The sequence below is a fragment of the Moritella sp. F3 genome, from assembly GCF_015082335.1.
GTDB lineage: Bacteria > Pseudomonadota > Gammaproteobacteria > Enterobacterales > Moritellaceae > Moritella.
This window is the reverse complement of sequence record NZ_BLRL01000014.1, coordinates 97,224-109,329: the sequence shown is the minus strand read 5'-3', so window position 1 is coordinate 109,329 and position 12,106 is coordinate 97,224. Positions and strand designations below refer to the sequence as shown.

The window sequence follows — 12,106 nt, the reverse complement described above, 5'->3', positions numbered from 1 at the left end:
GCTACTCCTTAATTAATTGATTATAAGCCTTAATCATCATTCTGATATCAAAGTGCTTAGTTATAAAATCACGTGGGTAATACTCACTCGTACGTTTCATTTGCGCTTGGATCGCGATATGAAATTCATTCACAGTATTTAATCTGATTAAATGCCCAGTGTTCTGGCATACCCCTTCATGCACAGCACCTACATCGCTACAGAGAACTGGGACGTTGCAAGATTGTGATTCTAAAATTGATAAAGGCAGTCCCTCATTAGAGGAGGTTAAAACAAACAAGTCTAACTGATGATAAAATCCAACCATATCATCCGTATAGCCAATAAATTTAACTTTAGTTGATAGGTCTAGTTCTAGCACTAATTTATTTAAATTTTGCTTTTCAGGACCATCACCAGCAATATACAGCTCAACATCAGGAATATTCGCTATCGATTTTATCAAGACATCTAGTGATTTCTCTTTCACTAATCTAGCTGCACAGCCAATCTTAAATACCCTGGTATTATGCTTATAACGCGAGTGACTTAAACTCGGTGAGAATTTTTCAGTATCAATACCATTCAAGATAGTCACAGGGTTAACACCTCGACCAAGTACTTGCGATAGTTGCATCCCAACAGTATCTGCATCAGCGACTAAAGTGATATGTTTCAAGCGCAGCATTAGTTTGGTCATCTGTAATTGCTTATTATCACGTAAATGCCACGCATCATGCTCAGTATGAATATGTTGTATACTCTGCAGCCGTAGTGTGGCCATCACACCATAAAGTAGCGGACCAATATGATGGGTATGGATAATGTCAGCACGCAAGTTCGTTAATACTTTTTTTAATCGTTTTATTGTCGAAAGTTTAAACCCAGGCTCTTTATCCAAAAATATCAGGCGGTCTTGATAGCTTTTAAGTGCAGGCCAGTGCTGCAAACAAGCTAACTCTTCACCTTCCAATGCAACAATATACACTTCAACTTCAGGCTCTTGTAATCGCATAATATCAAGAACCAATTTCTCAATCCCGCCCGGTTTTAAGTGTTGAATTATTTCAACCATGATTTTCATTATCGCAGTCCTTTTCATAATCAATCGAAGGTAATCGCGCCAGGATATTTATATTATCAAAAACACTGACTTTCCTGATATGCCACAATGTATCGTCTAATAACTCGGCCGCAACGGTCAAACCAATACCACAGCCGATACCGCCCACCAGACCAAAAATGAGATATACAACCAAGGCTAAGTTTGTCGGATAACCAGGAGTGAACGATCTATCGATCACTTTGATTTTTTCAGATTCTTCATGTCGCCCTAACTCGCCTGTTACCTTGGCCATTTCATGGCGATTAAGCAGGTCATGATAGAGTTTAGTATTCACAGACAGATCCCGCTCTAGCGCACTAAGCTCCTTTGCCACATCGGCCTCCATTGCTACATTATTAGTCAAACGCTTCGATTGTTTGTGTAACATTGCGATTTCGTTCTCTAACTGAATAACGCGTGATTGTGCCGTTTGTAGGTTTTCTAGTTGTGACAGCAATAGTGACGGTGTTTTACTCTCTCCATCACTGCTGTCAACCACAGAAGCTAGGTTCCATAACTGGTTTAACTGCTCATCGGTAAATTCAACATTTTTACTGAGTAATTTCTGTTGTTCATTTTTTAAATTATTTAACTGTAATTCAACAGATTGTACTTTTGAATGATTGCGCGTGTAGCTTGCTTTCAACAATGACAGCTTTGCTTCTGCTGATACGATTTGTTCTTCAACGATACCAATTACCGGATTAGTTTGAGCTAATTTAAGTTTCAAGCTTTTTAACTGTCCGTAAGCACCCGATAGTTCAATATCTTTGTCTCGAATATCCCTATAAATAGAGAATAAGGTTTTATTATTTTGAATAAACAATTCAGGTAATACCCCCAAATGCTCACGACGAAAGGCCGCCATTTTCCCTTCTGCAACAACCAATTTTTCACGCCTTAGATCGAGCTGCGCAAGTAAAAACTTTTCTGATGAAACAATCGATGCGCGACTTGGCGCCATTAAACTTTCAATAAATAATTGGCTAACAGAATTTAAAATCGACTCCATTTGACTCGGTACATCCCACTGCAGTGTGATGATAACTAAATCAGTCCCAGACAAGGTTAGTGTGATCGCATCTGACAGTTGACTAACAATCAAATCCCGTGAACGATAATCACTATTTTTGTCGACAAGACCATTTTGCTCTGCAACCGTAAACAAAATATGTCGACTATGTACTAATACGCGTAACGCGACCATTCGATCTTCAAGATTAAAAGACACAGATAAATCTTCTAAAAATGGATTAAGCAATGCACTTTCTTGAACCAAGATAGAGGTGTGAGATGAATACCGTTTAGGGGTCAAAATACTGACTGAGGACGAGATTAAAACGGCCAATATAATAGAAACACCTAAGTAATAACGTCGACGCCAAATTATTTCAATGAACCGATAAATATTCCCCCAAATAATAGTGCCCATATTTACAACCGAGCACTTTTGAGTAAGCCACCAGATTCCTGCGTTGACACTCCTGTTGTTTGAATGACGTTTTCCTCAATTAATACCGAGTCAGACGCTAAAGCGGGATCATAACTAATGCGAACCACCTCATTATGCTTAACCAGCGCTTTAATGACAGCTTGTACACGTTGGTGCCCAATAGCTAAAGCAGCGTAATCGTTCTCTGCTTTTGCTTTTCCATAACTTATAATTGCACCATTTTTCCAATCGTAAAGATAAAGCAATCGCTTATTCTGACGATCTGTTAACACCACTTGTTTGTATTCAAATACAAAATTTAATTTTCTTGCCTTCACGACCGATTCGTTATCCGGATTATTCGACGCGTTAGTAGAAGAATTATTAGATAATGCGGAGAGTTGCCCTGCCATTTGAATAGACATATCCTCTGGCGCACTCGCACACCCGTACAAAAATGCCAGTGGAACGAACATCAGTTTAGCCAGCGTACGTTGATAATGAATAAATCCGTTCATGTTACTCTCCCTAGCTCTTATACGACTGCAATCTTGATACTATTGATATATCTGCGGCGCTGATAGCAAATATTAAGCGTCCATTTTTTCGGCTAACAACCTACTAACAAGGTCACAACGAGCTTGCCAACTCGCAGACTCAACCTTTTTTCGAGAACTATTTTTTAGTTTAGCCAGAGCCTTACTCGACAGTGCGAGCGCCTGATTTAGCTGCGCTAACATCTCGACTTTATCATCAGCAACATAAATGCAATCCATAAACGGCAATACAGCTGGATATCGAGTACTTATAATAGGGTGACCTATAGCGAGGTACTCTCTTAATTTTAATGGGTTACACGCACGTATTTGTTCGTTATCAACAAAAGGAATAAGTGATACTTGCCAGTTAGCAGCATATTGAATAAGTTGTTCGTGAGGCATATCGAGCAAATGAATAAGATTGTTAACTTTAAAAAGATCACAGTCCAGCATTTCAATTTTACCAATAAATAAAAAGGTGACATCGGGTCTAGACTCGGCAAGATATGTAATTAATTCAAAATCCAACCAAGTAGTGATACTGCCATAATAGCCAACTACTAAATCAGATTTAGGATAATTATCAGGGCATTCATGGCTACTAGAAAAGTGTGCTAAGTCAACACCATGAGGCAGTACATAGGTCTTATCTTGTGGGAATTGTCGTGCAATGTTATCACTCGCCGCAAAGATAACATCAGCCTGTGCAACAAGTGCCGCCTCTTCAGCCCTCACTTGCTTATTATCGACACCGTTTAGCGCACTAAAGTCATCGCCAGCATAATAGACCAGCAGATCTTCTTCTAATGAACCAGCAACACAGCGAGCCGTCGGTAAGGAAAGCCACAATATTCTTGGAACCTTATCCTCAATTTCATTTTTAGCAAGTAAAGCCCGTGTTTGATAAGTCAGTAACAAACGGTTAATCACATAAGCAATGTGACTACCAGGCCAAGGGATAGCAACAGGTGCGAGAATACCGAGAGGCTGAACATCATTCATTAACGTCGGTTCCCCCTGGTTAAAGTCATTCTTTTTGGCATTTTTCAACTGCTTAAACTTCTCAATAATACGCTTACTATCGTTTAATTTAGGCCGTCTCAAGCCAATAGAATTGACCCAATACAACTGATGATGCACAGCCATGCATTTCATTAAATGTTGTGTACTACTTGGGTGACGTCCCCAGTCCTCGCCGAATACAATCCATTGCCAATTTTTCATAGTACTCGTTTTAATAGTATGCTTTTTTATATTGTCTTTTTTCATAATGTTTTAATGACCTTAGCTGGAATGCCACCAGCAAGTACGCCCGCAGGCAAATCATGCGTGACAATGCTACCAGCGGCGACAATAGTGCCCTCGCCAATAGTCACTCCCGCCATGACACTCACGCCCGTCGCTAGCCACACGTCACGCTTGAGTATAATGTCACCGACTTGTGACTCATGATCTGCAGCGCCTGCAGCACGCTCTTGTGCGTCAATAGGATGCCCAGGATAACCAGCAAGAAACACGCGTCCTGCTAATCTGACATTATCTTCAATAATAATATTGCCACCGACAGCAATGTTATTCTGCCAATTGATATCAACATTATTACCAATGATTAATCGAGATGCTTCTCCGTTCATACTACGACCACTTAATGTTGATATCCCTGACACTCGACAGTTATCACCCATTTCAATGGTTAGATGCCCTAACACCAATGGCATACCTGAATATAAATACAAGTTTATTGGTTTCGTTATGAGCCGACTTTTAAACAGCGGAGTCCAATACAGTACTCTTAATGTGTTTGTAAATAGATGGGTAACAAAGAGATGTACTCGGAGTAAACAGGGGTGAATGATAGGGATACAGGGGATGGAAAAGTGCATTAACCCTCTGATGTAGCGATGGCAAGTTTTCGCTAGTTTACTGTCACCATGCTTCAGCCACAGCTTTAATGAATTGAGCATATCCATATAATTACGTCCTTTGCCATTACTGAATCATTTAGCAAGAATAGACCATATAAAAACAATGGGTTAAATAAGGTTGAAAAATAAGAAAGATAAAATTAGGCCACATCACAGCCGATATTATTTAAATCTACTAAGCTCATTATTAATGCAAAGGATCTGTCATTTAAAAAAGGGGAGGCAAAGATGAAACCAATCGTGAGCGTCATTATTCCAAGTAAAAACTGCCTTTCTACCCTACCTCGCGCAATTGAGAGTGTCTGGCAGCAAGATATAAGTAAAAATAAAAGTAAAATTGAAATAGTGATTATTGATGATGGTTCAACCGATAACAGTTGGAAATGGATATGCCAACTTTGTCAAAAACACAGTAATATAATTGCGCTAAAGTTAGAATCTGAAGGTGCATCTACGGCACGAAATCATGCCGCTCGACTTGCTAGCGGAACATATATTGCATTTCTAGATGCCGATACGTTTTGGTATGAACACAAGTTACAACAACAAATCACCTTTATGGAAAACAACCCGCAAGTAGGTATCAGTTTTACTAATTGTGAGCTAATGAATGACAAAAGAGAAGTCACTCATGACCGCTTCACCAACAGTGATTACTTCCAACATCAAGCGCTTCAACATGATCAAGATGCCTTTGTTCTCCCCAAAGGGGCTGCAGCTATTTTCTCAGAGAATATAATAGGTACATCAACAGTACTTGTTAGACGGGATTTATATTTGGCTTTAGATGGTTTTGACCATAATATAAATTTAGTCTCTGATTGGGACTTATGGCTAAAATTTGCATTACACACAGCGGTAGGTTGTATCAAGAAGCCCTTAACAGCTAGCGTCTGCAAAAAAAAAGGGATGAGTAATCAAATGAAGCTATTAAAAGCAATGGAACAAGTTATCAAGCGCTATGAAAACAAAATAAAAGTAATTGACCCTTACGCGGTGCATTCTGCTCATGCACACTTATTAGCATCCTATGCTAAATATTATCGCCAACAATCCTGCCCCACTCAAGCCTTAGCTTGTGACTTTAAGGCGCTATGCGAACAACCAACACCGCGACGATTTCGTAATATATTGACCGATTTAAAACTCAGTTTTCATATGACTAAAGACAATAATACCGTGAGTCACAGTTAAAATATAGCTCAACTACATCACTAAAACCTACTTATAAAGCACCATACTAGCAGTCGTCTGTGATCACTTTATAAGTAAGCATTTACAAATAATGTTTATAAATAGGCGTTATTTCAAACTCTCATTACACTGGATTATCGATATCAATAAAGGTGACGTCCAAGCCTTTCTCTTCGGCTAACCATTCGCCTAATGCCTTCACGCCATAGCGCTCTGTCGCGTGATGACCAGCCGCAAAGAAACTCATTCCCGCTTCACGAGCTAAATGAATTGTTTGCTCAGACGCTTCGCCACTAATAAATGCGTCAATACCCTGCTCTATCGCGAGTTCAATATAGCTTTGACCGCCCCCAGTACACCAAGCCACAGATTTAATCGGCTTACCAGCATCAACAACAAGAGGTGCACGGTTGAGTTGCGTTTCAATACGCTGCGTCAGCTCTGCAGTTGAAATTTCATCTTCAAACTTACCAACTAATGCAACACTGGCTTTATCCCAAGGTTCTAAACCGCGACGTACGGTAATACCAAGTAATTTAGCCAATTCAACGTTATTTCCCAGCTCAGGGTGAATATCTAACGGTAAATGGTAAGCATATAAGTTTATATCATTCTTGATCAATGTCTTAATACGGTTGTATTTAATACCTGTAATTGCAGGTGATTCATTTTTCCAGAAATAACCGTGGTGAACTAGAATTGCATCAGCCTGTTGTGCTACAGCGGCATCGATTAATGCTTGAGAAGCCGTCACACCCGTGATCACTTTTGTCACAGTGTCTTTGCCCTGTACTTGCAACCCATTGACAGTAAAGTCACGTACGCGGTGAGGTTGCATAAATTCAGTTAAGATATTTTCAAGTTTTTTATTGTTAAGAGAGGCCATGCCCGCTCCTCATGTTATTGGTGTATAAATTAAGATTACATGTATACGTTAAGTTTAAAGCTTAAGCAATCAACAACGGCCATTGGTAAATTTTAAGCGAAAAAAAACCACTGCAACAACTTAGATATAAAAATCAAAGTCATTGAGTGGTTTGAACGCGGGCTATTTAAACCAAGTTTTAAAAATAAGGTTAGCTCAGCGTAATTGGTTCAAAATCAACAATAGGGTTAACGTCAGCATCGTAATCAACGCCTTCAATACCAAAACCAAATAATGCTAAGAATTCATCTTTGTAATATTGGTAGTCTGTTGTTTCAAATAGATTGTCATCAGTCACTTCATCCCACAATTTCACACAAGTTGCTTGGATGTCATCACGTAATTCCCAATCATCCATACGTAGACGATTTTGCTCATCGACTTTCGCTTCGCTGATACCTTGTGGATATAAAGAGCCACGGAATAGACGTGAAATTTGCTCTAGGCAACCTTCGTGCAAACCATGTTCTTTCATCACGCGGAATGCCATCGCAATATAAAGCGGCATAACAGGGATAGCAGCACTTGCTTGCGTTACTACACTTTTCAGCACAGCAACATTCGCACTACCACCAGTCGCTTTAAGATCAGCATCAATAGCATGAGCAGCACGATCAAGGTCTTGCTTCGCTTTACCTAATGCGCCATCCCAATAAATAGGCCATGTAATTTCAGTACCAATATAGCTATAAGCAACCGTTTTACAACCATCCGCTAATACACCAGCTTCTGATAATGCTGACATCCAAAGTTCCCAATCTTCACCACCCATAACGGTAATAGTATCTTGGATTTCTTCTTCTGTAGCAGGCTCAACGCTTGCTTCAAATAACGTATTTTTATTGGTATCAACGGCTTTCGCTGTATATGTTTCACCAATTGGTTTTAGGCAAGAACGAACAACTTCGCCTGTGCTTGGTAATTTACGTACTGGCGATGCCAATGAGTAAACAACCATATCAATTTGGCCTAAATCTTCTTTAATTAGGTTAATTGCAGTTTGTTTTGCTAAATCAGAAAAAGCATCGCCGTTAATGCTCTTTGCATATAGACCTTCTTCTGCAGCATATTTTTCAAATGCAGCACTGTTGTACCAGCCTGCAGTACCCGGTTTTCTCTCTGTTGCCGGTTTTTCGAAAAATACACCAATCGTTGCAGCGCCACCACCGAATGCAGCAGTAATACGAGACGAAAGCCCGTAACCACTTGATGAGCCAACTACTAGAACACGTTTCGGTGCATTTTCTATTGCGCCTTGTTCTTTATTGTACTGTATCTGTTCTTTAACATTTAAATCACAACCAGTAGGATGAGTAGTGGTACAGATGAAGCCACGAGTTTTTGGTTTAATAATCATATTATCTTCGCAATGTTGAGACACAGTGGACAGGATAAAAGTTTATGGGAAATTAAGCACCTATTTTTTGCCATATTTCATCTGGTTGGAGTTCTAATCACAAAATAAGTTGGTATTTGAACAAACAAAACAAGGGGCTGTATCTACTAACTAAGAGGGCTATGCATAATTGTGCTTTTACACTACTATGCTGGCTGATATATAGAGAAGAGTCCTATGCAAAAAATTAATCAAGCTGAAACCTACCTATTCGATTTAGATGATACCCTTTACTGCCCTTCTTTAGGCATATTGAAGCAAGTTGAATCACGGATGCACCATTTTATTGCTAACGCCCTTTCTCTTCCATTACCAGAGGCTACGGTATTATCTAACCAATACTACAAGCAGTATGGCGGCACCGTTAAAGGTTTAGTAAAGCACCACGATATTAGCCGCGATGATTTTATCCATTATTGCCATGATGTTGATATGACTGCGCTAACCATCCAGCCAAATATCATCAGTCAGATAAACCAATTATCCGGTCGTAAAATAATTTATACCAATTCACCAAAACATTACGCGACCAAAGTTTTAACTAAATTAGCGTTAATCGATAGTTTTGATGCTATTTTTTCATTAGAAGATGCCAATTATGAGTTAAAACCACACAATGCGAGCTACCAACAGCTTTGTGATACGCACGCCATTAATAACCATAAGACTGTCTTCTTTGATGATCAACTACGTAACCTAAAACCAGCAAAAGCCCTTGGTATGACTACAGTATGGCTTTCGAGTTCAGAGCAAGTCGTGACAGATCTTAACTATACCGCAGATTACGAGGCAAATAATTTAGCCCAGTTTTTCAATTTGTTACAGCTAAGCTAAATATTTATTGCCGCTTTTAATCGCAAATAACGCTGTAAGTGGCTATAATCCGCCCTCAGTAACGACTGGCGTTCTCATTTTTGTATTTATCCCAGTCGTGAAAATAGCCTTCGCAATTAACTTTGCGCACTAAAATTAATACCCAAGAGTACTTTATGCAAACTGCCAAAGATCTTTTTTCATATCCAAAATTTCAGAATCGGGTGACAAAGCCCGCACCATTTTTGCCGATGACACGTGCAGAGATGGACACACTCGGCTGGGATAGCTGTGACGTGATTGTCGTTACAGGTGATGCGTATGTCGATCATCCAAGTTTTGGTATGGCTATTATTGGCAGAACCTTAGAAGCACAAGGTTTTCGCGTTGGTATCATCTCTCAGCCAGACTGGGAAAGTGCAGAACCATTTAAAGAGCTAGGTCGACCAAATTTATTCTTCGGTGTAACTTCGGGCAACATGGACTCGATGATCAACCGTTATACCTCTGAATTAAAATTACGTCATGACGATGCTTATACGCCTGGCGATATTGGTGGCAAACGTCCCGATCGTGCAGTATTAGTGTATACCCAGCGTTGTAAGCAAGCGTTCAAAGATGTACCAGTTGTTATTGGTGGTATTGAAGCCAGCCTACGCCGTATTGCTCACTACGATTATTGGTCAGATAAAGTACGTGGTTCAGTATTACCCGATTCAAAAGCAGACATGCTCATTTACGGTAATGCAGAACGACCACTTATCCAAGTTGCACACCGTCTTGCCAATGGCGAGTCAATTAAAGACATTCAAGATGTTCGTGGTACAGGCGTGATGCTCAAAGAACCACTACCAACTTGGAAAGGTATTGATTCTCGTACTCTTGATACTCCAGGTAAAATTGAGCCAATTATCAGTCCTTATACTGAAATCGATGAAACGTGTTCTAAACAAGATCAAGACGTGATTGATAATTCAGATGCTGACGTAGCTAAACCTATCGTTATGCAAGCACCTAAGCAGATGCCTTGGCACGAAACTTATATTCGCCTACCTGACATGGAAACGGTGAAAAAAGATAAAATGTTATACGCACATACATCTCGCGTATTCCATCAAGAAACAAACCCAGTATCGTCACGTGCATTAATCCAAAAACACGGCGCACGTGAAGTATGGTTAAACCCACCAGCAACTCCGCTTGCAGAGGGTGAAATGGATGGCGTATTCGATTTAGCATATGCACGAATTCCGCACCCGAGTTATGGTGATCAGAAGATCCCTGCATACGACATGATCAAAACATCGATTAACATTATGCGTGGCTGTTTTGGCGGTTGTTCTTTCTGTTCAATTACAGAGCATGAAGGTCGTGTAATTCAAAGTCGTTCGGAAGATTCTATTGTTAAAGAAATGGAAGCAATCCGCGATAAAGTACCAGGGTTTACCGGTGTAATCTCCGATCTTGGTGGTCCAACGGCTAACATGTACAAGCTCGGTTGTATGAGTGCAAAAGCTGAAGCGACATGTCGCCGTCTGTCTTGCATTTTCCCAACGATTTGCTCGCATATGGATACAGATCATACGCCAACCATCGATCTATACCGTCGCGCACGTAAAGTACCGGGCATTAAGAAGATTTTGATTGCATCAGGTGTACGTTATGACTTAGCAATTGAAGATCCGCGCTACGTTAAAGAATTAGTTGAGCATCATGTTGGTGGTTACTTAAAGATTGCCCCTGAGCATACAGAAAAGTCACCACTTGATATCATGATGAAACCGGGTATGGGTACTTACGATCGCTTTAAAGAAATGTTCGATCGTTATTCTGCTGAAGCCGGTAAAAAACAATATCTCATTCCATACTTCATCTCGGCACACCCGGGGACGAATGATAAGGATATGCTGACGCTCGCATTATGGTTGAAGCAGTACAAATTCAAACTTGACCAAGTTCAAAACTTCTACCCTTCACCGCTTGCTAATGCGACAGCTGTATATCACACAGAACTGAATTCATTACATAAAGTACGTGAAACAGATGAGAAAGTAGTGGTGCCAAAAGGTATTCGTCAACGTCGTCTGCATAAAGCATTGTTACGCTACCATGATCCAGCTAACTGGGCTCTAATCCGTGAGTACCTAGCTAAAACAGGTAACCGCCACCTTATTGGCCGCGGTCCAAAACACTTGGTACCGCCAGAAAGCTTAGCGGAAAAACAAGCAATACAAGCGAAAGCGAAACCACATCTGGGTAAAGGTGGCGCGAACAGTAAAAGTAGACCAAACAGCAGTAATAAAGGTGCGAAACAGCAACGTGCAGAACCAGGTACTAAGCAATTTACTAAGGCGTTAACAAAACATACCGGTCTTGCACCACAAGAAGGTGTTGGTATTAACGAGAACGGTAAGAAAACAGGCAATAAACCTAACCGTAAAAAGCCAGCAGTTGGTAGTAACAGCGGTGCGAATAGCAGTAACACTAACGGCAGTGTTAAAAATGGTGGCTTTAAGAAACCATCAGGTAATCGCTCAGGTAACGCAAACCAGTCTGCAAACAAAGGCGGTCAAGGCCAACAAGCTAGGCGTAGTAACAAACGTTAAGTATTAATCGAATACCGACGTAAAAATATAAAAGGGTAAAATGTGTATGCATTTTACCCTTTTTAATATGCTAGAAAACATTTCTATTCATCTACATGTCATCTTTATGTAGACCTTTACTTAAATCCATCCATGTATAGATATTACCAGCTATAATTAAAGCTCCTAGTTACACCGCTATTTAATATATTG

10 protein-coding genes are annotated in these 12,106 nt (G+C 40.1%); 3 read left to right on the top strand and 7 right to left on the bottom strand.

The annotated features are described in order from the left end of the window. Position 1: 1 nt before the first annotated feature. The 5 genes from JFU56_RS18760 to JFU56_RS23120 all read right to left on the bottom strand — a co-directional run bounded on the left by JFU56_RS18760 (position 2) and on the right by JFU56_RS23120 (position 4,791). Positions 2 to 1,063 (bottom strand): glycosyltransferase, encoded by a 1,062-nt coding sequence (locus JFU56_RS18760; protein ID WP_198438788.1) that lies wholly within the window; start codon positions 1,061 to 1,063, stop codon positions 2 to 4. Then, positions 1,047 to 2,516 (bottom strand): capsule biosynthesis protein, encoded by a 1,470-nt coding sequence (locus JFU56_RS18755; protein WP_198438787.1) that lies wholly within the window; start codon positions 2,514 to 2,516, stop codon positions 1,047 to 1,049. The genes JFU56_RS18760 and JFU56_RS18755 overlap by 17 nt, the downstream gene beginning before the upstream one ends. Positions 2,517 to 2,518: 2 nt before the next feature. Then, positions 2,519 to 3,034, bottom strand: coding sequence for a hypothetical protein (locus tag JFU56_RS18750; protein WP_198438786.1), 516 nt, complete (start codon positions 3,032 to 3,034; stop codon positions 2,519 to 2,521). Positions 3,035 to 3,106: 72 nt separating this feature from the next. Beyond that, positions 3,107 to 4,279, bottom strand: coding sequence for a glycosyltransferase (locus JFU56_RS18745; protein WP_242066024.1), 1,173 nt, complete (start codon positions 4,277 to 4,279; stop codon positions 3,107 to 3,109). A gap of 41 nt (positions 4,280 to 4,320) precedes the next feature. Beyond that, positions 4,321 to 4,791, bottom strand: coding sequence for an acyltransferase (locus JFU56_RS23120; protein ID WP_305798258.1), 471 nt, complete (start codon positions 4,789 to 4,791; stop codon positions 4,321 to 4,323). A gap of 417 nt (positions 4,792 to 5,208) precedes the next feature. Here JFU56_RS23120 and JFU56_RS18735 point away from each other — a divergent pair, with 417 nt between their 5' ends. Beyond that, positions 5,209 to 6,174, top strand: coding sequence for a glycosyltransferase family 2 protein (locus tag JFU56_RS18735; protein ID WP_198438784.1), 966 nt, complete (start codon positions 5,209 to 5,211; stop codon positions 6,172 to 6,174). 124 nt (positions 6,175 to 6,298) lie between these two features. Here the strand turns inward: JFU56_RS18735 and JFU56_RS18730 are convergent, their stop codons facing one another. Together JFU56_RS18730 and fabV are read right to left on the bottom strand one after the other, a co-directional pair. Further along, positions 6,299 to 7,060, bottom strand: coding sequence for a Nif3-like dinuclear metal center hexameric protein (locus JFU56_RS18730; RefSeq protein WP_198438783.1), 762 nt, complete (start codon positions 7,058 to 7,060; stop codon positions 6,299 to 6,301). 190 nt (positions 7,061 to 7,250) lie between these two features. Continuing rightward, entirely contained in the window at positions 7,251 to 8,456 is a 1,206-nt protein-coding gene (gene fabV / locus JFU56_RS18725; RefSeq protein WP_198438782.1) for an enoyl-ACP reductase FabV, read from the bottom strand. A gap of 216 nt (positions 8,457 to 8,672) precedes the next feature. On the opposite strand from fabV, the gene JFU56_RS18720 reads away from it, so the two are divergent. After that, the gene (locus JFU56_RS18720; RefSeq protein WP_198438781.1) at positions 8,673 to 9,329 is read left to right on the top strand and encodes a pyrimidine 5'-nucleotidase; all 657 of its coding nucleotides are present in this window, start codon (positions 8,673 to 8,675) and stop codon (positions 9,327 to 9,329) included. 155 nt (positions 9,330 to 9,484) lie between these two features. After that, on the top strand, positions 9,485 to 11,914 hold the full coding sequence (locus JFU56_RS18715; RefSeq protein WP_198438780.1) for a YgiQ family radical SAM protein: 2,430 nt from the start codon (positions 9,485 to 9,487) through the stop codon (positions 11,912 to 11,914). The last annotated feature ends 192 nt before the right edge of the window (positions 11,915 to 12,106 follow it).